At 63.9% G+C, this 20,286-nt stretch carries 16 protein-coding genes and 1 tRNA gene; 10 read left to right on the top strand and 7 right to left on the bottom strand.

The window, feature by feature from the left end:
• Positions 1-5: 5 nt before the first annotated feature.
• The gene (locus AB0Y14_RS03505; protein WP_436587857.1) at positions 6-1,142 is read right to left on the bottom strand and encodes a phosphotransferase; all 1,137 of its coding nucleotides are present in this window, start codon (positions 1,140-1,142) and stop codon (positions 6-8) included.
• 71 nt (positions 1,143-1,213) lie between these two features.
• Between AB0Y14_RS03505 and nudC the strand changes: the two genes are divergently transcribed.
• Both nudC and AB0Y14_RS03495 read left to right on the top strand, forming a co-directional pair.
• A complete protein-coding gene (gene nudC / locus AB0Y14_RS03500; RefSeq protein ID WP_436587856.1) occupies positions 1,214-2,278 on the top strand; it encodes an NAD(+) diphosphatase in 1,065 nt (354 codons plus the stop codon).
• Between the two features lie 17 nt (positions 2,279-2,295).
• Positions 2,296-4,071, top strand: a complete 1,776-nt coding sequence (locus tag AB0Y14_RS03495; RefSeq protein WP_436587855.1) for an ATP-dependent helicase — start codon at positions 2,296-2,298, stop codon at positions 4,069-4,071.
• Here AB0Y14_RS03495 and AB0Y14_RS03490 read toward each other — a convergent pair.
• A complete protein-coding gene (locus tag AB0Y14_RS03490) occupies positions 4,030-4,866 on the bottom strand; it encodes a hypothetical protein (RefSeq protein WP_436587854.1) in 837 nt (278 codons plus the stop codon). The genes AB0Y14_RS03495 and AB0Y14_RS03490 overlap by 42 nt on opposite strands.
• A gap of 120 nt (positions 4,867-4,986) precedes the next feature.
• On the opposite strand from AB0Y14_RS03490, the gene AB0Y14_RS03485 reads away from it, so the two are divergent.
• On the top strand, positions 4,987-5,565 hold the full coding sequence (locus tag AB0Y14_RS03485; protein ID WP_436587853.1) for a M48 metallopeptidase family protein: 579 nt from the start codon (positions 4,987-4,989) through the stop codon (positions 5,563-5,565).
• A 54-nt stretch (positions 5,566-5,619) separates the two neighbouring features.
• Here the strand turns inward: AB0Y14_RS03485 and AB0Y14_RS03480 are convergent, their stop codons facing one another.
• Positions 5,620-7,038: a zinc-dependent metalloprotease gene (locus AB0Y14_RS03480; protein ID WP_436587852.1), complete on the bottom strand. Its 1,419-nt coding sequence runs from the start codon at positions 7,036-7,038 to the stop codon at positions 5,620-5,622.
• 232 nt (positions 7,039-7,270) lie between these two features.
• On the opposite strand from AB0Y14_RS03480, the gene AB0Y14_RS03475 reads away from it, so the two are divergent.
• From AB0Y14_RS03475 to AB0Y14_RS03465, 3 genes are all read left to right on the top strand, one after another.
• A complete protein-coding gene (locus AB0Y14_RS03475) occupies positions 7,271-8,356 on the top strand; it encodes a YlbL family protein (RefSeq protein ID WP_436587851.1) in 1,086 nt (361 codons plus the stop codon).
• Between the two features lie 184 nt (positions 8,357-8,540).
• A complete protein-coding gene (locus tag AB0Y14_RS03470; protein WP_436587850.1) occupies positions 8,541-11,549 on the top strand; it encodes a UPF0182 family membrane protein in 3,009 nt (1,002 codons plus the stop codon).
• 127 nt (positions 11,550-11,676) lie between these two features.
• A tRNA-Met gene (locus AB0Y14_RS03465) sits at positions 11,677-11,750 on the top strand.
• 216 nt (positions 11,751-11,966) lie between these two features.
• Here the strand turns inward: AB0Y14_RS03465 and AB0Y14_RS03460 are convergent.
• The 3 genes from AB0Y14_RS03460 to AB0Y14_RS03450 all read right to left on the bottom strand — a co-directional run bounded on the left by AB0Y14_RS03460 (position 11,967) and on the right by AB0Y14_RS03450 (position 14,808).
• Positions 11,967-12,275 (bottom strand): ArsR/SmtB family transcription factor, encoded by a 309-nt coding sequence (locus tag AB0Y14_RS03460; protein ID WP_436587849.1) that lies wholly within the window; start codon positions 12,273-12,275, stop codon positions 11,967-11,969.
• A gap of 99 nt (positions 12,276-12,374) precedes the next feature.
• Entirely contained in the window at positions 12,375-13,091 is a 717-nt protein-coding gene (locus AB0Y14_RS03455; protein ID WP_436587848.1) for a PspA/IM30 family protein, read from the bottom strand.
• A 115-nt stretch (positions 13,092-13,206) separates the two neighbouring features.
• Positions 13,207-14,808 carry a TPM domain-containing protein gene (locus AB0Y14_RS03450; protein ID WP_436587847.1) on the bottom strand — a complete coding sequence of 534 codons (1,602 nt, stop codon included), beginning with the start codon at positions 14,806-14,808 and terminating at the stop codon, positions 13,207-13,209.
• Between the two features lie 259 nt (positions 14,809-15,067).
• Here AB0Y14_RS03450 and AB0Y14_RS03445 point away from each other — a divergent pair, with 259 nt between their 5' ends.
• Positions 15,068-16,675: a S1C family serine protease gene (locus AB0Y14_RS03445; RefSeq protein ID WP_436587846.1), complete on the top strand. Its 1,608-nt coding sequence runs from the start codon at positions 15,068-15,070 to the stop codon at positions 16,673-16,675.
• 30 nt (positions 16,676-16,705) lie between these two features.
• Here the strand turns inward: AB0Y14_RS03445 and AB0Y14_RS03440 are convergent, their stop codons facing one another.
• Complete coding sequence (locus AB0Y14_RS03440; RefSeq protein WP_436587845.1) at positions 16,706-17,170, bottom strand: tRNA (cytidine(34)-2'-O)-methyltransferase; 465 nt, start codon at positions 17,168-17,170, stop codon at positions 16,706-16,708.
• Positions 17,171-17,265: 95 nt separating this feature from the next.
• Here AB0Y14_RS03440 and AB0Y14_RS03435 point away from each other — a divergent pair, with 95 nt between their 5' ends.
• The 3 genes from AB0Y14_RS03435 (at position 17,266) to AB0Y14_RS03425 (ending at position 20,284) form a co-directional block, all read left to right on the top strand.
• The gene (locus AB0Y14_RS03435; RefSeq protein ID WP_436588814.1) at positions 17,266-18,513 is read left to right on the top strand and encodes a cysteine desulfurase family protein; all 1,248 of its coding nucleotides are present in this window, start codon (positions 17,266-17,268) and stop codon (positions 18,511-18,513) included.
• Positions 18,514-18,639: 126 nt separating this feature from the next.
• Positions 18,640-19,818, top strand: a complete 1,179-nt coding sequence (mnmA, locus tag AB0Y14_RS03430) for a tRNA 2-thiouridine(34) synthase MnmA (protein WP_436587844.1) — start codon at positions 18,640-18,642, stop codon at positions 19,816-19,818.
• 79 nt (positions 19,819-19,897) lie between these two features.
• Positions 19,898-20,284: a chorismate mutase gene (locus tag AB0Y14_RS03425; protein ID WP_436587843.1), complete on the top strand. Its 387-nt coding sequence runs from the start codon at positions 19,898-19,900 to the stop codon at positions 20,282-20,284.
• The last annotated feature ends 2 nt before the right edge of the window (positions 20,285-20,286 follow it).

The following is a 20,286-nucleotide window of genomic DNA, read 5'->3' as shown; positions in this document are numbered from 1 at the left end:
AAGCGCTACTCGCGATGGACCGTGGGCATCGGCCCGGTCGGGTCCTCACTGGGTGTGGCACGTGAGGAGCCGCGACCCGAAGCCGTCCCACCGGCGTCCGATGCGTCCTGCCGGGTGCCAGCCGAGGAACCGGACGGGGTGGACCCGGTAGTGCTCTCTGATTCCTCGTGCCGGCTGGTGGAGGACTCCGACTCCGAGGACCCGGAGGTCGTGCCAGGGGCCGTAGGGCTCAGCGCACCGGATTCGCGAAGATCGGATTCCAAGGCCCGGAGCATCGAGACCGCTTCGTCCACGGACTCCCGGTCATCCTGTTCGAGACTGCGCACCAGCCACTGGGCCAACGCAAATTCTGCGTGGAGATAGGCCCTGCGGAGGAGGTGCTGATCGGGAGCATGAGGCAACTGGACGGAATAGACCTCAATAATGGCATCCGTGAACTCCTGGTCAGGGCAACTCATGAGCCAGGAGAAATCGATCGCCGGATCGCCCACATGGAGGTCGTGCCACCCTCGCACGGCGGTCAGGAGCGTTCCGTCCAGGACCAGATTGTCCTCGGTGAGGTCTCCGTGGACGGCGGTGGGCCGGAACTGCCACATCGATTCGTCCTCGAGCCACGCTTCCCACCGGCGCAACAGCGCGGAGGGGATCCTGCCGGTGCTCGCGGACCGATCGAGTTCCGACAGCATCCTGCGCCGGCACTGCTCATTGGAATAGATCGGGAGGTCCGCTTCCTGGACCATCTCCGCTGGGAGCGTATGAATCGTGGCGATCATCTTCCCCAGTTGCGTCGCCAACGGTTCGCGTTCGGGGGAGACGACGTGCGAGCGGCGGGCAAGCTCCTCGATGTCGAGGACCTCCCCAGGTACCTCGGGATACACGAACGTCTTGAGCCCACGACTGTCGGCCGAACCCACCACGGTGGGCAGTTGGAAGGGCAACCGTGCCCGCAGTCCGGGCGAGAAGGAGTGGAGAATGACATGCTCGGATTCGAGCCGGACACTCGCCTCGTGGTTCTGCGGCGCACGAACAATCCACCGCTGCCGTGCGGAGTCGACCACGAGCGCCGAACCGTAGTCCGGGTTGTCGTCCTCGTACGGGTACGCGGCCACGGGGAAGAGGCCCGGCACTCCTGCCGAGGCCATAGCGGCTAACGTTAACGGTGTTAATTTCACTCGTTCAGGGTACTAGAGACACATGAAAGCAGGCTGATCACGTGAACCCCCGTTTTGTCACACAGCCCACACCCCCGCTGGGGCCGGATTTGCTGGGGACATACCCGATTCGGCGCATTGACGACGCCCAGGACAGGGGCGAGCTCGTAGATTCAGCTCTGAGCGATCCCTCGACCAGAGTTCTGGTCCTTGACCAGGGAAAAGTTCGCACACGGAAGGTTGACGGCGGCATCCGCATCGCGTGGGGCACCACCGACGACGCCGACATCGTGGCGTATCTGGGCACCTCCGCAGACCAGTCTCCGATCCTCCTGGGCCGAGCTCCCCGCACCAGGCCCGAAGACCTCCAAGCGGGGGATCCATGGCCCGAGGACGCCGATCCGCAGGGGGCCGTGGAGGACGCTACGGACTGGCTGGGGCTCCGGGATGCGGCCCCGGTGCTCCCGCAGGAAGAGAGCACGTGGTTGAGCGTCGGGATCGCGCTCATGAATTGGCATCAGAGCTCCACGTTCTGCCCATCCTGTGGGTCTCCGACCCACCCCGAGACCGCCGGGTGGGCGCGCGTCTGCGATGCCGAGGGTCGGGAGCTGTTCCCTCGGACCGACCCGGCCGTGATCTCGGCCGTGGTGCACACCGACGACGACGGCGTCGACCGCCTTCTGCTCGGGCACTCGGTGGCCTGGCCAGAAGACAGGTACTCCACATTCGCCGGCTTCGTCGAGGCGGGAGAGTCCCTCGAAGCCGCTGTAGCGCGGGAGATCCGAGAAGAGGCCGGCGTCGAGATCGGCGAGGCGACGTACATGGGATCCCAACCGTGGCCTTTCCCAAGATCCCTCATGGTGGGTTTCATCGCCCGCGCGGAGAGTCTGGACTCGGCGGAACCCGACGGACGGGAAATCTCGAGCGTTCGTTGGTTCACCCGGGACGAGTTGGAGGTGGCTGTCAGGAGCGGCGAGCTGCGTCTCCCGGACCGGGTTTCGATTGCCCATCACCTCATCGCCGATTGGTACGGTGGACCTTTGCCTCAGCCGCCGGAGACATCGGAAGATTTCGGGACGACGGGGCAGGATCCCACCAATGATTCCGAGGGGGCGACTCAGCGCTGAAAACCGCGACCGAACTGTTGCTACCGGGAGATCCTCCGAGTCCCGATCAGATCCTCGAGGGGCTGGACCCGGAGCAGCGTGAAGTAGCCACGAGCCTGCAGGGTCCCGTGTGTGTCCTGGCCGGTGCGGGTACCGGCAAGACGCGTGCGATCACGCATCGCATTGCGTACGGCATCGCGTCGGGCGCCTACGTCGGTCAGCGGGTTCTCGCCCTGACCTTCACCTCCCGGGCGGCGAACGAAATGCGGAACCGGCTGCGTTCGCTGGGTGCTCAGGGAGTTCAGACGCGAACCTTCCACGCGGCGGCCCTCAGGCAGCTCCAATACTTCTGGCCGCAAGCCGTGGGCGGAACGCCGCCGCAGCTCGTCTCGGGAAAGGCGCAACTGATCACTGAGGCGGCTTCGCGCCTCAGATTCACCACGGACCGGGCCATCGTTCGCGATCTCGCCGCTGAGATCGAGTGGGCCAAGGTGTCGATGCTGACCCCTGACACGGTGGAGGAGCACCTGGTCGACCGGGAACTGCCGACCGGGTTCACGCCGGTCGGGATGGCACGCGTCATGCGCGGGTACGAGGACCTGAAGACTGAGCGGAACGCCATCGACTTCGAGGACGTCCTCCTTGCGACCGTGGCGATTCTCGAAGAAGACCCCGCTGTCGCTGCGGCCGTGCGCCAGCAGTACAGGCATTTCGTGGTCGACGAGTACCAGGACGTCTCACCCCTGCAACAAAGGTTGCTCGACAGTTGGTTGGGGGGCCGCGACGAACTGTGCGTCGTCGGCGATGCTTCGCAGACCATCTATTCCTTCACCGGAGCCACGTCCAAGCATCTTCTCGACTTTCCTCAACGTCACCGCGATGCCACCGTGATCAAACTCGTTCGGGACTACCGGTCCACGCCGCAGGTCGTGAACCTGGCGAATCGCTTGCTCACCACGAGGAAGCCCGCGCGCGATGCGACCCCGGGAGCCTGGGCGCCGCCCCTCGACTTGCAGGCCCAGCGCCCGAGCGGTCCCGAGGCCGACTGGTTCGAGTATGCGGACGACGAACAAGAAGCAGCGGGGATCGCGGAGGACATAGCGGACCTGATCTCGAAGGACGGCATTGATCCGGCGGAGATCGCCGTCCTGTTCCGGACCAACGGCCAGTCGCAGGCCATTGAACAGGCGCTGACCGATGCCGGCATCGGTTACCAATTGCGGGGCACGGAAAAGTTCTTCAACCGCCCGGAAGTCAAACAGGCCATCCTCCAGATCCGTTCGTCGGCGCGTGCCGCGGGGGAGGAGCCGGCGCCCCAGTTGGTCAGAGATTGCCTGGCCTCGCTCGGATACAAGGACAAGCCTCCGGCGAGCACCGGTTCCGTGCGGTCGAAGTGGGAATCCTTGGCCGCCCTGGTGTCGCTGGCGGACCGGCTTGCGGCGGCCCACGAAGAGAAGAGCGGGTCGGGGGAATCTGCCTTCACCATGTCCATGCTGGTCGAGGACCTCACGCGGCGAATAGCGCATCAGGATGCACCGGTCATGAACGGAGTGACCCTCGCGTCGTTGCACTCTGCCAAAGGCCTGGAGTGGGACGCGGTCTTCCTGTGCGGACTCAGTGAGGGGCTCATGCCGATCAGTTTCGCCGAAACCGGAGACGAAATCGACGAGGAACGTCGCCTGCTCTACGTGGGCATCACCCGCGCCCGTGAACGGCTCTCCCTTTCCTGGTCACTGTCCCGGACCCCCGGAGGACGGGCACATCGGAAGCGTTCACGCTTTCTCGACGGTATCGCCCCACGGATGTACGGATAGATCCAGGTCGCCGGCGTTCGGCGCCGCCATGCTCACTGCTTCCGGACCCACCGCATCCGGACCCAGATCGCCGGAACCCAAGGCACATACGCAGTCTGGCCACGCGACATCTGTTTGTGCGTCCGGACCTCGTCGTTGGCCCGTGGCCACCGCGCACATGAGCGCCACGATGCTCATGGGCGAGAGCCCCGCCTGGGCGGCCTCGCGGTCGGCCCGGGCACGTTCCAGACAGTCGGGGCATCGGCGACGTTCCCATGTTGTCGCAGATCGGGCGCCAATGATTCCTGCGGGGTCACGAAAGAGCTGGAGACAAGGCACCTCGGGGGCCACAGGCAAGTCCCACGAGGTGACTTGACCGGGCCAGCAGGTCTCGACGACGACGTCGGGCCTGACCACCAGCCCGGTCATCCGAGCTGATCCATCGTGCCGCCCCTCGTCGGCATGCTGAGGCGCCTGGAGGTAGGGGTCCTCAGGGCGAGATCCTCCCCGGGCGAGGACTTCTGGAATGTGCTGGGACAACGCCCACATCAGGCACTTGGTGCGAGGCCGCCCTCGGTGGAGGGGACGGTAGCTTGCCGAGAGGAGGTCGAGTTCGTCCACGGGCGTACGGTCAAGCACCCAAGGCAGAATGCCGGTGAGTCGCGTGTAGACCAGCACGGCGTCGGCCACCCCGCCAGGTAACCCGATGAACAGCGGAACGGGTTGTGCGAGCCGGCCCCGGCGCGTGGGGCGCCACGAAAGATCGCCGGGGCCTCCAGCCGGACGATCCTGGGTCGGGGAATGGTGGACGGTCATACCACTACTCTGCCGGGTTCGGACGGGCAATGGGGGTTCTCCACAGGTTGCCGATCGATCGGAGGGGAAGCCCGGCATCGCGAACTTCGCGTGCTGATCCGGACGGGTAAACTGGCGTTGATGCCAGGACTTCCTTCACGCGAACGGCTCGCCGCAACCCGAGCACAGCCAGAGGTGGAGATCAGGCGTTCCGCGAGGCGGCGCAAGACGATCTCGGCACGGTGGGAAGGGCAGATGGTCGTTCTCCTCGCCCCGGCAGGGATGACGACGTCCATGGCCCGCGAGTATCTTCGTCGGTTGCTCCCGAAGTTGCTGGCCGAGCGCTCGGCACGTCGCGAAGACCCCAGGCGGACAGACACGTACCTCGAGGAGAGGGCCGCGCATGTGGCTCGGTCTTACTTGGACGACAGGGTCAAACCCGTCTCTATCGCGTGGGTCACGAATCAGAACACCCGTTGGGGATCGACCACTCCGGCCACCGGAAAGGTCAGGATCTCCCATCACCTCTGGTCCGCGCCGGAATACGTTCTCGACTACGTGATCCATCACGAGCTCTGCCACCTGATCGAGGCATCGCACAACGGGCGCTTCAGGAAACTCGAAGCCCTCTTCCCGCAGGCAGATCAGGCCAAGGCCTTCCTGGAAGGGATGGTGTTCGAGAGGAACCGTTTCGAGGACACGAACGCCGACCCCGCCTGAACGGGGCCGGCGCTGAAGGGAAAAGTCGGGACGCCGCGCGGCCCTTCTACGTGTCTAGTCGTTTCGAGGCTGATCGTCCGAGTCGTCGCCATCCTGCGGGTCGGAATCCTCGCCGTCCTCGGGCTCACCCGGCTGGTCGTCGTAGCCGCCCGAAAGCAACTTCTCCAGAGCGGCGTCCATCTCTTCGTCGCTGGCGTGCAAGAGGTCCCTGGCCGAACCGAAGTTCTCCGGGTGATCCAGATCCTCATCGGTGGGCAGGTTCTCCGGTGCTTCCCACAGGGCATCGCGCTTCTGGACACCGTGCTCTTCCTCGTAGCCCCTCCAGAACTGGGAAGCCTCGCGCAGACGCCGAGGACGCAGCTCAAGACCGATCAGAGACCCGAAGGCCTTCTCCGCCGGGCCCCCGCCCGCACGGCGACGCCGCAACGTCTCGGTCAGGGCGGCAGAGCTGGGCAGGTTCTTGGTCGCCTGGGTGCTGACGTGATCGACCCACCCCTCGACCAGGGCCAACAGGGTCTCCAAGCGACGAAGCGTGACCTCCTGGTCCTCCGTCAGCGTCGGCTTGAAAATGTCTCCCGACAACGCATCCTGCAGGGACTCCGGGTTCATGGGATCCATGTCCCGGGTTGCCTCTTCGATCCGGTCCATGTCGACGTGTATTCCCCGGGAGTACCGCGTGATGAGGTCCAGAATGTTCTCCCGCAACCACGGATTGGCGTGGAACAGCCGGATGTGGGCGGCTTCGCGCACGGCCAGGAAGAGCATGACTTCCTGTGCCGGCAGGTCGAGGCCGTCGCCGAAGTCCGCGATGTTGGACGGGAGCAACGCCGATCGCCCGGGAGACAGGGGAAGGCCTATATCGGTCGAGGACACGACTTCTTTCGATAGTTCCCCAACGGCCTGGCCGAGTTGCATTGCGAACATCATGCCGCTCATCCCACCGATCACGGACGCCCCTTGGCCGAGCATCGACTTCATCTCGTCAGGCATCTGCTGCGTCAGCGCTTCGCTCATGGCTTCGGTGACCGAATTCGCCACGGGCTCGGAAATCTCACGGAACGTGTCGAAGCAGTTCTCGATCCATTCGCTCCGCGACCACGCTTCGTCGGCCAGAGCCGCGCGGTCGAAATCGATGACGGGGTCCAGCCACAGCTGCGCCAGCTGGGCGGCGTCCTTCACGGCGGACTTCTGGGTGCTGGTCACCGAGGGGTCCTTCTCGGCCGAGGCGAGACGGCGTGCGTGCTCGCGGGCCTGCCCCCAGTTCGCTGAGCCGTCAGAATTCATCCCGGACATCATGGACTGGATCTGGGCGAACATCCCGGACATCATCGCTGGGTCCACCGGCATGGCCATTCCCTGGAGATCCTCCGGGTTGATGCCTTGACCAGAGGAGAGCTTCCGGAACAACTCCTCCAAGGGGTTGTCCTCGTTGTCGTCGTTGTTGCCGTTGTTGTACGGATTGTTCGTACTCATGACACCTCGTGGTCGTCGGTTGCCGTGAGGCCGTAAGCCCACGGCGTGTCTTCTCGGTCCCCATTAAACGGCACCGACCTCGAACGCGTCAGTCCTGGGCCCCAATTTTCAGCTCATGGCACAGAGACGCCTTGAGTTGGGGCAACCGTTCTGGCGATACCGGGCCGAGCATACAGGTCGGTGCGTTAACATGGCGAGGCCGTTAGTCCTACCGATGCGAGAGAGCCCCCGGATGTCCCACCCGAAGACCAGATTCCTGCGTTCCAGGAAGATCCGCCGTCCGCAGCTCGGAACGGTCGCTGGTGTGGCGACTCTGGGACTGGTCGCGGCGGGGGCTCTGATTCCGCCGGACTTCGTGACCGAGGGCGCTGGTCCGACGTTCAATACCATCGGCGAATACAAGGGCAAACAGCTGTTGTCCATCTCGGGACACCCCACGTACCCGACCGACGGAAATCTCGACATGACGACGGTCTACGTTGCTGGCGGCCCGAACGGCGCCACCAGCGCCCTCAACGTGCTGAGTGCCTGGTTCAACAAGGACGCCACGGCACTTCCCGCGGCCGCACTCTATGAGCCGACAATGACCCAGCAGCAGGTCAGTTCCCAGAACACGGCCGACATGACGGATTCGCAGAATTCAGCGCAGGCCGCCGCTGCCAAATATCTCCATCTGGACTATTCGACGACACTCACGGTTCAGGGTTCCACCCAGGACGGCGCCGCGAAACTTTCCAAGGGTGACGTGCTGCGATCCATCGACGGGGAGCGGCTTAAGACTTACGACCAGCTCAAACAGGCGCTCGCCGACGGCAAGGGAGCCCCCGTGAACCTCGGCTATTCGCACGGCAAGGAAGGTGAGGAGAAGACAGTCACGGTGACCCCGAAGAAGGACGGCGCCACGGGGGACTACCAACTGGGGCTGTATCTGAAGTCCGACTACGACTTCCCCTTCCACGTGGACTACGGCCTGGACTCCGTGGGCGGACCGAGCGCGGGCATGATGTTCACATTGGGAATCATCGACGAAATGACGGACGGCAAGATGACCGGCGGAAAACACTTTGCCGGTACGGGCACGATTGATGCCCAGGGGAAAGTGGGGCCGATCGGAGGCATTCGGCAGAAGATGATCGGTGCGAAGAACGACGGTGCCAGCATTTTCCTGGCGCCTTCGGAGAATTGCGACGAAGTCAAGGGCCACATTCCTGATGGACTCTCCGTCGTCAGCGTCTCGACCATCGACGACGCCGCCCAGGCCGTCGAGAAGGTGGGGCAGGGCGAGGACCCATCGTCCTTGCCCCAGTGCACCGGCTGAATCACGACGACGTCGGCCCGTGCCGTTCCATGACGGAATTCCCCAGGTCACAAGTGGAGTTGCGCACACAAAAAAGGCAAAATGTTAATTCACGGTTTTCCGATCGGTGAGATCGGGCCGACCGTGTTGTGAGAACGGCATTCGCCCTTTCGCTCATCCACCGCACCGCTAGTTGAGGATTCCCGTGACGACAGGATCATCGGCCCCACGTACACCTCGCAACAAGTCCGGAGCCTCGGGCCGGAGGAAGCGCCCGCTTCTGACGACGTTCATCATCGTCGTGGCTCTGGTCATCGCGTTCGTCTACGTCTCCCAGGTCTACACGGAAGTCCTGTGGTACAGGCAGCTCGGATACATCGGGGTGTTCGTCCGGGAAAACATCATCAAGATCGCCGTTTTCGCGGTAGGCGCCGCCGTCATGGGTCTTGCCCTGTGGCTGAGCCTGAGATTCGCCTGGACCCGGCGTCCCTCCGAGAAGTTGCAGGCCCAGCCGAAGAAGGGTGACGAGGAATCCGAGGCAGGTTCCGAGAGGGAGGACCTGCAATCCGTGTTCAACCAGAACATGGAAAGGTACCAGCAGGCCCTCGAGCCGATGCGACGGATCCTGATGGTCGCGATCCCCGTGGTCCTGGGGCTATTCGGCGGGCTCACAATGCTGGCCCAGTGGGATACCGTCGCGCTGTTCTTCATGCAGGAGCCTTTCGGGGAGAAGGACCCGCAGTTCGGCTTCGACATGTCCTTCTTCATGTTCACGTTGCCGTTCCTCCGCATGATTGCGGGTTACCTCATTACGGTGCTGGTGCTTTCGGCCGTGGGTTCGTTGGTGACCCACTACCTGTACGGCGGAATCGTGGTGCACGAGAAAGGCATTTCCACGACCAAGGCCCTCAAGGTCCAGATGGGAATCATCGCGGCAATTCTTCTTCTCGTGCTTGCCGCCAACTTCTGGCTCGCGAGGTATTCGACGTTGCTGTCCAACAAGGGATCCTGGACCGGTGCCTTGTTCACGGACGTCAACGCCGTGATGCCGACGAATGCCATCTTGGCCATCGCCGCGCTCATCGTGGCACTTCTCTTCGCCTACTCGGCTTTCGCCGGTCGCTGGCGGCTTCCCCTGATCGGAACGGCCATGCTCTTGGTCGTTTCGTTGGTCGCGGGCGGTCTCTATCCCTGGGTCGTCCAGCGCTTCCAGGTGACTCCGACGGAACAATCGATGGAGAACGAGTACATCCAGCGGAACATCGACATGACGCGCAGCGCCTACGGGCTGAGCGACCTGAAGACGCAGGACTACGACGCGACCGTGGACACCGACAAAGGCGCCCTGGACGGTGACACTCCGACCGTGTCCAATATTCGTCTTCTGGACCCGAATGTCGTGTCCAACTCGTTCGCTCAGTTGCAGCAGTTCAGGCCCTACTACCAGTTCGGGAAGACCCTCGCTGTCGACCGGTACAACGTGGACGGCAAGAACGAGGACACGGTGATTTCCGCCCGTGAGCTCAACCCGGATCAGAACCAGGGTTGGTACAACCAGCACGTGGTCTACACGCACGGGTACGGCGTCGTGGCCGCCTACGGCAACCAAGTCGAGGCGGACGGAAAACCGAAGTTCATGCAGGAGGGCATCGCAGCCAAGGGCGTCATCTCGGAAGACTACGAACCGCGCATCTACTTCGGGCAGTCCTCGCCCGATTACTCGATCGCGGGCGGCTCCGATGATGACCCCAAGCTCGAGCTGGACCGGCCCCAGTCGGCCGACGACGAGGGCTCTGGCGATGCCAAGTACACGTACTCGGGCGACGGTGGCCCGAAGTTGGGGAACTGGTTCAACCGCCTGGCGTATGCCATCAAGTACCAGTCCTCGGATCTGCTGCTCTCGGATGCCGTACGACCTGACTCGCAGATTCTCTACAATCGCGATCCCGGCGATCGCGTCAAGAAGGTTGCTCCCTACCTGACCGTGGACGGAAATCCCTACCCTGCGATCGTGGACAACAAAGTGGTCTGGATGGTTGACGCCTACACGACGTCGAGCGGTTACCCGTACTCGACGCCGACCTCCCTGGGCGACGCGACGCAGGACTCCCAGACCGAGGCGGGAGGCAGCAAGGCTCTGCCCAATGACAAGGTCAACTACATCCGCAACTCGGTCAAGGCAACGGTGAACGCGTACGACGGTTCGGTGGACTTGTACGCCTGGGACGATCAGGATCCCGTGCTGAAGTCCTGGCAGAAGGTCTTCCCGACGACCGTCAAGTCCTACAAGGACATGAGCGCGGACCTGATCGATCACGTCAGGTATCCCGAGGATCTGTTCAAGGTCCAGCGCGAACTGCTGAACAAGTACCACGTGGACGACGCGAACAGTTTCTACGCGAACGACGACGTATGGCAGACGCCGAAGGACCCGACTCAGGACGAGGCCCAGGACCTGCCGCCGTACTACATGTCCTTGCAGATGCCGGGGGACCAGAGGACCAGGTTCTCGCTGACGAGCTCGTTCATCCCGCAGCAGTCGGATTCCAACACCCGCAACGTCATGTATGGATTCGTCTCGGCCAATGGTGACGCCGGTACCGGAAAGGACGGGGAGAAGGACCCCGACTACGGCAAGATCGACCTTCTGGAGCTGCCGCGGAACTCCGTGGTCCCGGGGCCGGGACAGGCGCAGAACCTCTTCGACTCGGACACGGAAGTCTCGACGGAGCTCAACCTACTCCGCCAGGGTGCCTCGCGAGTGGTCAATGGAAATCTTCTGACGCTGCCCGTCGGTGGAGGAATCCTGTACGTCCAGCCGGTGTACGTCCAGTCCAGCGGAGACGCGTCCTACCCGACTCTCCGCCGCGTCCTGGTCGGTTTCGGGGAGAAGGTCGGTTTCGCGCCGACCCTGGATGAAGCGCTCAATAAATTGTTCGGCGGCGAGTCCGGTGCCCAGACGGCGCAAGACGCCGGCGTGGACAGCTCCGAAGCCGACGCCGGTGAAGGCGGCTCCGAGGGAGGCAGTTCGAGCGGAGGAGAGTCCCCGGACCTGAAGAAGTCTCTGGACGAGGCCAACAAGGCCATGCAGGATTCTTCGGAGGCCATGAAGAACGGAGACTGGGCGGCCTACGGGAAGGCCCAGGACCGTTTGAACAAGGCCCTCGACGACGCCCTCAAGGCCGATGGCGCCCAAGGAGAGAACGGCAAATAGTCGATGGTCGAACCCCGAGCCTCCGTCGGGAAGCTCGGGGTTCGAGGCCCCGAAAGGTGAGCTCAGGCACAATCCCGCCCTGTGGTTTGCGGCGGTGGCGGAGCGTGCGTATAGTAGAACAGGTCGCCGCGGGGTGGAGCAGTTCGGTAGCTCGCCGGGCTCATAACCCGGAGGTCGCAAGTTCAAATCTTGCCCCCGCAACGAAATGAAGGTCACGTCAGCTTCGGCTGACGTGACCTTCTTGCTTTAACACCAAGGGTGCCCCAGCGAGCCCGCGGAAACACCGGGCCACGATCGGCCACGCAGAACACCTACGCCGACGAATGGTTGCCGGCGGTGCTCGGGCACTGCCTGACGTACTGACTGAGTATCCAATGATCCCAGCCACGGCGCGACACGCTACGACGGGCTGGGCCCCTAGTCCTCGACGTGACGGCTGTGGTTGAGGGCGTCGAGGAAGACGTGTGCCACGTGCTCGTCCGCCAGGCTGTAATAGATCGATCGTCCGGATCGGCGCCCCGTAACCAGGTGGGCCTCGCGGAGACTGCGGAGATGCTGGGACATCAGCGGTTGGGAAATGTCCAACAAATCCACGAGTTCACCGACGGTCTTCTCGCCTTCGCTCAGGAGATGGATCGTGGCCGCCCTGGCGGGGGAGGACAGCGCGGAGAACAACCCGCAGACGGGTTGGTAGGCGTCCAGCTCTACGGCGGCGTCGGTATTCACAGTGTTCCTCCTGCACGGACATGGGCGAGTGGCTGGCGCGGCGTCGGGAGCGCTCGGCTCCCGACGCCCATGATCCACGGTAAGCGGGTGGTGGCTGGGTCAGTTGCCCTTGTTCTTCAGGGCCGCGAGCCGCGCCTCGACCTCGGACTGCTGCGACAAGTCCTCCAAGGATTCGAATTGGGCATCCAAGGACGAAGAGGCGAGTTCCTCCTGGCCACGCACTCGGGCTTCCTCGCGGCGAACCTTGTCCTCGAAACGGCTGACCTCACTCGTGGAATCCATCATGTCGAAGGCACGCAGGGAATCGTTGACCTGGCTCTGGGCCTGTGCCGACTTCTGACGTGCGTTGAGCTCGTCGCGCTTTCTCGAGAGTTCGTCGAGCTTGGACCGCATCTTGTTCAGGCCGTCCTTGAGCTTTTCGACCGTTTCTGTCTGAGCGGCGATTTGCGGCTCGGCGTCCTTCGCTTCCTTTTCGGAGGTCATCTGGCGTTGCAGCGCAACCTTGGCCAGATTGTCGAATTTGTCCGCACCTGCCGTATCACCGTCGGCACGGTACCGGTCGGCGGTCGAGGACGCAGCCGCGGCCTTCTGCCCCCACTCCTCGGCTTCCTTGATGTCCTCGGCGTGGTCCTCTTCCAACATGCGCAGGTTGCCGATGGTCTGGGCGACCGCTTGTTCGGCTTCGACGATGTTGTTCTTGTAATCGCGCACCATCTGGTCGAGCATCTTCTGAGGATCCTCGGCAGAGTCGATCAGCGCATTGATGTTGGCCTTCGCCAGTTGGGCCACGCGACCGAAGATTGATTGCTTGGTCATTGCTTTCCTCTTTTCTGGGTGTGGAGGCGAATGCACGCCTCGCGTTCCGTGGGTCGTTGCTCTGGTACTGGGTCAGTGGTGAGACAGCGGACTCGGGGGTGTCGAAGAATCGGCATCACAGGCCCTGGCCGGTGAAACCTCCTCCGAATCCTGGGCCGCCGATCCCGGGTCCGCCCATCCCTGGGCCGCCGATCCCGCCGGTTCTACCGGGCCTCCCGTACCCGGACCCGAACAAGATCCCGCCCAAAGCGGCCGAGCCGTTCCAGTGCTCCGGGCCGTACCCGCGGCGAGTGAAGTCGTCGACGTCGCCGGAAGCCATCCGCTGCGCGTCTTCCGCCAGTCGGATGGCTTGGTTCGCGCGGTTCAGAGCGCCCGAAGGATCCGACAGGCGCAAGCTCTCCGCCTCCTCGAGATTTCTCTCGGCCTCGCCCAGCCGCGTTCTGGCTTCCGCCTGGATTCCACCACGGCGAGCCCTGACATAGTCCGAGGCCGAGGTCAGGCGTGCTTGTGCGGACACCATGGTGTGGGCCAGCGTTTCCCTGGCCGCTCGGTCGCGTTCGTTCTGGTTCCGCACGCTCTCCAGACCGCGATCGAGCTCTTTCCTCGATTCGGCCAAACGGCTGGAGAGCGTCAGCGGATCGATTGGCCCCTGGGTGCGCTGTTCCTCGATATCGGCGACCACGGTCTCGACGTTCGCCGCCGGGCCTGCCAGGTCGGCGAAGGTCCCTCGCTCCATGAGGGAACGGGCTTCCGCGAGATCCGAGGTTGCCCGGTCGACTGCCTTGCGAAGGGCGGTATCCGCTTGGTCGAGATCCCTTCGGGCGTGGTCAATGGAATCCACCAGTGTTTGTGCCTGGCCCACGGCCTCCTCGCCCGATCGTATGCTGACCACCGCGTCCGAGGTGTTTCCTTCATTCAGCAGGTCCTGTGCCCGGGTCGCGGCATGCTCCGCAAAGTCCAGACGATCGGTGGCCTGGCGGGGATTGTCGGATACGGAAACAGTTGCCTCGGGGGCGTACGAGGCCATCAATTCGGTGTGACGGCCTTCCGTATCGGGAATTCTGTCCCGCCAGGTCCGAATCTCCCGATGCAAGGACTCGAGCGCTTCGGGCGCATTGCGCTCGAGCTGTCTCAAGTCGGCGAAATTCTGTTCGTGCTTCTTGAGGGATTCCTGGGCATCCTCGCAACCGTGGACAATCTCCTCGAGCCAGGCGCGCTGATCCTCTTCGGAATCGGGTATTTCGTCGTCGAGTTGCTTCTGAAGTTGGAAGCTCCGGCGCATGTGCCCTTTGGCCTGTTCGACAGCCGTCTGGAAGGGACGGATCTGGTCCTCACCGAATTGGGCCCCGGCGAAGGCAATCTCCTGCTCGCTCCGGGCGATGACGTCGTCCGTCTCCACGAGCAGGCTGCCGGCCCGCGACCTCAAGCGGGCGATCTCTTCCGTCTGCCGGGGAGCCGCGGTGCCATACCGGGATTGCGCCGAATCGTACCGTTCGCGCTGCGTCTTCTTCCGTTTCCTGGAGGAGAGGAACCACCACGCTGCCGCCCCGATGATCACCAGGGCAAAGACGACGCCGGCTCCCGCTCCGAACGCGCTGCCGACGCCGGCGGCCGCGGGTGCTCCCACCAACGTGGTCGCACCGACACCCCAGCCGTCTGGCGGCAATGCCACGAGACCGGATGCGGCCGTGAGGAACGGATGGATGGCCGGATTCATGGGGAACCTCGCTGGGTTGGTCCTGTCGGATCTTGGGAACCAGTCTAGGTGAAGGCCCGCCCGGGCCGACTGGGTATCCACAGTTTCTTCGCCCAGAGCGTGCTGGCAATCGGCCTCCACCGTGTCTCAGGGAACATCCAGAATTCGCACAAGTTGGCCTCAGTCCGATGGGCCATAGTCGAGGAAGATCCTCACTTCCCGCACCAGAGAGTGCAGCGCGGCCGGGTCGCGCTCCGATCGCTGAGATGAAAGGCATGACATGTCCCAGAACCCCGATGAGTACGGCAAGAATCCGGGCCGGAGGGCCGACGAGGGTGCCGACCACCAGCCTCCCGCGCATGATGGGAGCCAGGGAGAGTTTTCGGACGCCGGGCGTGGGACGGACGAGAACACGTCCACTCGTCCGATTCCGGGCTCCGGGGCCTGGGCGACGGGAAGCCAGTACGAATCCGGCCATGAGGCCAGGGGACGGAACCAGGGCGGGTCCCAGCCCTATGACGCAGGCCAACCGGGAGGCGGGGAGCCGGGGTACCAGTACGGTTCGAGCCAGTATGGTCAGTTCTACGCGGGTGGTGCCTACCCCGATCAGAACTATTACGCCGAGAATGCGGGAGAAGGCCGCGGGTCCCGTCGCTTCGGGACCGGGATGCTGATCGGCGGCATGGTCCTGGCCGCACTGGTCGGAGGTGGCACCGCGGTCGGGGCTGGTGCCCTCCTCGACCATAATTCTGCATCCGCGTCGAATTCTTCCTCGTCGAAGACGACCATCGTCAACAACCAGGACTCCGTCAACGCTGTCTCGGCCTCGGCCCAGAAGGCTTCACCGTCCGTTGCTACCATCTCGGTTTCCGGAAGCTCCCAGAGTGGGTCGGGCTCCGGGGTCGTCCTGGACGACCAAGGCCATATCCTGACCAACACCCACGTGGTGACCCTGGACGGGACCACGAGCAACGCATCGATCCAGGTCAAGCTGTCCAATGGAACGGTCAAGAAGGCAACGGTCACGGGTACGGACCCAACGTCCGATCTGGCCGTCATCAAGATCGATCCCCAGGGGGCCGACCTGACTCCGGCCTCCATGGCCGACTCGAGCAATCTCAACGTCGGGGATATTGCCGTTGCCATTGGCGCGCCGCTCGGTCTCGACGGCACGGTGACGGACGGAATCGTCTCGAACCTGTCCAGGACGATCTCCGTCGCTTCATCGGCGGCGCCCGACGAATCGGATGCGAATCAGGACGATTCCGAGGGAAGCTCTTCTCCTTTCCGATTCCAGTTCCCCGACAAGGACGGAGGGACCTCGAAGAGCCAGTCCGACAAGACCATTGCCCTGAACGTCATGCAGACAGACGCTGCCATCAACCCCGGCAACTCGGGTGGGCCCCTGGTCAACTCGAAGGGCGAGGTGATCGGCATCAACGTCGCCATTGCCTCCGCGGGACAATCGAGCGGGAGCAGCTCCGAGCAGGGGGCATCGGGCAACATCGGTGTGGGCTTCTCGGTTCCGATCAACTACGCCAAGCGGGTGGGCCAGGAGATCATCGATCACGGCCAGGCCTCTCACGGCTACCTCGGAGCCAGCGTGTCGTCCAGCCCCGCGTCGGAAGGAAACACCTCCGAAAGCTCCTTCACCAACGGGGCCGTGATCAAGAACGTGGTTTCGGGGTCGCCGGCGGACAAGGCCGGGCTGAAGGCGGGCGACGTCGTCAACAAACTGGACGGCCACGCGGTCTCGGATGCCGAATCCTTGACGGCCGCGGTTCGCGAGGCCTCCGCGGGCAAGAAGGTGGATATCAGCTACTCGCGCAATGGGCAGGCCACGGACGGCGACGTGACTCTGGGGGACGCCGCCGAGTCCGGCCAGTAGGACCTGGGCAGGATCTGGGCCGCCCCGCGGCTACAGGAGGCCGCCGTACCCGTTCTGACGCCATGCTTCGTAGACCGCGATCGAAGCCGAGTTTGCCAGGTTCAGGGAACGTCGTCCGGGGAGCATCGGAATGCGCACGAGCTCATCGATACGGGGGCTGTCCTGAACCTCGTCGGGCAGGCCCACCGATTCGGGACCGAACATCAAGGTGTCGCCTTCCTCGTAGCGGACATCGGCGAAGTTCTTGGTGCCCCGTGTGCTGAAAGCGATCATGCGTGACCCGTCCAGTGCGCGCCACGCGGTCTCCACATCGGGGTGAACCGTCATGGCCGCCAAATCGTGGTAGTCGAGTCCGGCGCGCCGCAGGTGGGCGTCGGAGAAGTTGAATCCGAGAGGCTCGACCAAGTGGAGGTGGGCTCCCGTGACTGCCGCGAGACGAATGGCATTCCCGGTGTTGCCTGGTATTTCGGGGGTGTAGAAGAGGATATTGAACACGTCGATCAATTCTAGCCGTGCCCCCTCGAGCCCTGGCGGCCCGAGCCCGGGACGGGGTACCTAGAATGGGGGCGGACAGCGGTCCGGCGACCGCTATGAACATCTCCCAGGGCACGACCGAAGGAGCAACCGCAGTGCAGGGCGTCTATCTCGACAACGCGGCCACGGCACCAGTCAACGAAGATGCGTTGCAGGGCATGGTCGAACAGATGCGAATCGGTGGCAATGCCTCGTCCCTGCACGCAGCAGGGCGTCGGGCACGCATGGCCGTGGAAACCGGGAGAGAACGAATCGCCCGTTCGGTAGGAGCAGACCCGGCGGAGGTCATTTTCACCTCCGGAGGTACGGAAGCGGACAACCTCGCCGTCAAGGGCATGTACTGGAAGAGGCGCGAGAACCGGCCCGAGCGCAACCGCATCTTCTTGAGCACCGTGGAACACCACGCCGTCAAGGACGCGGTGCTCTGGCTCGAGGCACACCAAGGCGCACGAGTCGAATGGCTCGAGGTGGACGCCGAGGGGCGGGTGGACCCGCAGGATCTCGAAACGCGGCTGAGCCCACGCACCGATGACGTGGCGCTCGTCACCGTCATGACGGCGAACAACGAGGTCGGAACCATCCAACCGGTCGCAGAGCTCGCTTCGGTGTGTGCCCGTGCGGAGGTTCCCTTCCACACCGATGCGGTCCAGGCCTTCGGGGCCGTGCCGGTGGACTTCTCCGCCCTCGGGTGCGCAACCATGGCTGTCTCGGGCCACAAGATCGGCGCCCCCATGGGCATCGGCGCCCTGGTCGCGCGCCGTGATGCCCCGTTGGCTCCGATCATCCACGGGGGCGGGCAAGAACGTGATGTGCGTTCCGGAACGATCGACTCGCCCGCGATCGTCGGATTCGGTATCGCCGCGGAACAAGCCAGTGATCGACTGGGCGAAGAATCCGAGCGGATCCGGAGGCTTCGCGATCGTCTGGTGGACGGCGTTCAGTCACGCATACCCGAAGCGGTTCTGCGCGGTCCCACCGATTTGTCTCCGGGGAGTCGACTTCCCGGCAACGCGCACTTCACTTTCCCGGGTTGCGAGGGTGATTCCCTGCTCTTCCTGCTGGACATGAACGGCGTTCTCTCCTCCACGGGTTCGGCCTGCAACGCCGGGGTTCCCCGCCCCTCCGAAGTCCTGCTGGCCATGGGAGTGGATGAAGTGACGGCTCGCGGGGCCCAGAGGTTTACGGTCGGGGCGGCCACCACGGAGGCCGACGTCGACGCCCTCTTGAACGCCCTGCCGACGGCCTACGAGCAAGCGTCCAAGGCCGGCATGGCCGACCATGCCCCGGTCGGCCCCTGGAGCTGAGACGGAACCGTCCCGCCGTACGGAGAAACCGCACACAATTCGCACGTGATCGAAGGAATAGCATGCGGAACGAGAACGTTGTACCGTGGCGAGGCTCGTGACCAGACTGAGGCAGGAAGAGGGCGCATGAGGGTATTGGCAGCGATGAGCGGGGGAGTCGACTCCGCAGTTGCGGCGGCGCGGGCCGTCGATGCGGGACACGACGTCGTCGGCGTCCATCTCGCTCTGTCCCGCATGCCCGGAACGCTTCGCACCGGATCCCGCGGGTGCTGCACGATCGAAGACTCGATGGACGCCCGCCGCGTGTGCGACAAACTGGGCATCCCGTTCTATGTCTGGGACTTCTCCGATCGTTTCAAGGAAGACGTCGTCGACAATTTCATCGACGAGTACGCACAGGGCCGGACGCCCAATCCCTGCATGCGCTGCAACGAGAAGATCAAGTTCTCCGCCCTCCTGGAAAAGGCCGTGGCCCTCGGATTCGACGCCGTGTGCACGGGTCATTACGCGAAATTGGTTGAGGACCCGGACGGGAACGTGGAACTCCATCGTGCCGCGGACTGGGCGAAGGACCAGTCCTATGTCTTGGGTGTGCTGACCCATGAGCAGCTCAAACATTCGATGTTCCCCCTGGCCGAGACCCCCACCAAGGCGGAGGTCAGGGCCGAAGCGGAGGAACGCGGTTTCTCGATCGCGAAAAAGCCCGATTCGCATGACATCTGCTTCATCCCCGACGGCGATACTCGGGGGTGGCTCGAAGAGCGAATCGACCTGGAAGAAGGCGAGATCAAGGACACCTCCGGCGAGGTCTTGGGAACCCACCGGGGCGCCCGGGCCTTCACCGTGGGCCAGCGCAAGGGACTCTCGATCGGACGGCCCGCCTCTGACGGCAAGCCGCGATTCGTGCTCGAAATCCGACCGAAGACGAACGAGGTCGTCGTCGGTTCCAAAGAAATGCTGGCCGTCGACGAGATCCGCGGAATCCGGGAAACCTGGGCCGGGCTTCCGGTGCCCGAGGCGCAGCGGTTCGACGCCGGGACGGACCAGCCCGGCGCGGTGTCGGAATCCTTCGAGATCCTCGCCCAGGTGCGGGCGCATGCCGATCCCGTTCCCGCCGTAGCCCATCTGGAAATCGGGGATGTCGATGGTGAGCCCTCCCGGGAGCTGGTCGTCAGGCTCGAAGAACCCTTGCGCGGAGTAGCACCCGGGCAGACGGTCGTCATCTACCAGGGGACCCGCGTCCTGGGGCAGGCGACGATCAACCGCGCCTACTCGCTCTCCCGCCCGGACATCGCGGGACACTAGCGGGGCAGCTGGGGTTCGGGTTCGCCGACCGCACGGCCGGCATGCGGCCGGCCCCTCACCATCCGTAGACTGTCTGACTATGACGCAGAACTCTGAGCCCAGCGAACCCTTCGACGCCCGCGCCAGTTCTCTGAACGACGTCGATCCCGCCGTATTCGAAGAATTGCTGAGGATGCGCGGCACCATCGACAATATCGACGCGGCGTTGGTCCACATGCTCGCGGAACGATTCCAGGCGACCCAACGGGTCGGGTTCCTCAAGGCCCAGTATCAATTGCCACCAGGTGATCCCAACCGGGAAGCAGCCCAGATCGATCGTCTGAGAAGGCTTGCCGAAAGCGCCCGGCTCGATCCGGAGTTCGCGGAAAAATTCCTCAATTTCATCATCAGCGAGGTCATTCGGCACCATGAGCGCATCGCCGAGGACCACAACCGTGATCGCGATGCAACGGGTGAAAGAGAATGAAC

The organism is Rothia sp. HC945 (genome assembly GCF_051370785.1).
GTDB lineage: Bacteria > Actinomycetota > Actinomycetes > Actinomycetales > Micrococcaceae > Rothia.
This window is presented reverse-complemented; position numbering and strand designations above follow the sequence as displayed.

Bases quoted from the DNA above. Each gene is read 5' to 3' on its own strand.
- AB0Y14_RS03450 (WP_436587847.1), bottom strand. From the start codon at position 14,808: ATGAATCCGGCCATCCATCCGTTCCTCACGGCCGCATCCGGTCTCGTG.
- AB0Y14_RS03425 (WP_436587843.1), top strand. From the start codon at position 19,898: ATGACGCAGAACTCTGAGCCCAGCGAACCCTTCGACGCCCGCGCCAGT.
- AB0Y14_RS03445 (WP_436587846.1), top strand. From the start codon at position 15,068: ATGTCCCAGAACCCCGATGAGTACGGCAAGAATCCGGGCCGGAGGGCC.
- AB0Y14_RS03490 (WP_436587854.1), bottom strand. From the start codon at position 4,866: ATGACCGTCCACCATTCCCCGACCCAGGATCGTCCGGCTGGAGGCCCC.
- AB0Y14_RS03480 (WP_436587852.1), bottom strand. From the start codon at position 7,038: ATGAGTACGAACAATCCGTACAACAACGGCAACAACGACGACAACGAG.
- AB0Y14_RS03485 (WP_436587853.1), top strand. From the start codon at position 4,987: ATGCCAGGACTTCCTTCACGCGAACGGCTCGCCGCAACCCGAGCACAG.
- AB0Y14_RS03505 (WP_436587857.1), bottom strand. From the start codon at position 1,142: ATGGCCTCGGCAGGAGTGCCGGGCCTCTTCCCCGTGGCCGCGTACCCG.
- AB0Y14_RS03435 (WP_436588814.1), top strand. From the start codon at position 17,266: ATGAACATCTCCCAGGGCACGACCGAAGGAGCAACCGCAGTGCAGGGC.
- AB0Y14_RS03455 (WP_436587848.1), bottom strand. From the start codon at position 13,091: ATGACCAAGCAATCAATCTTCGGTCGCGTGGCCCAACTGGCGAAGGCC.
- mnmA (WP_436587844.1), top strand. From the start codon at position 18,640: ATGAGGGTATTGGCAGCGATGAGCGGGGGAGTCGACTCCGCAGTTGCG.
- AB0Y14_RS03475 (WP_436587851.1), top strand. From the start codon at position 7,271: ATGTCCCACCCGAAGACCAGATTCCTGCGTTCCAGGAAGATCCGCCGT.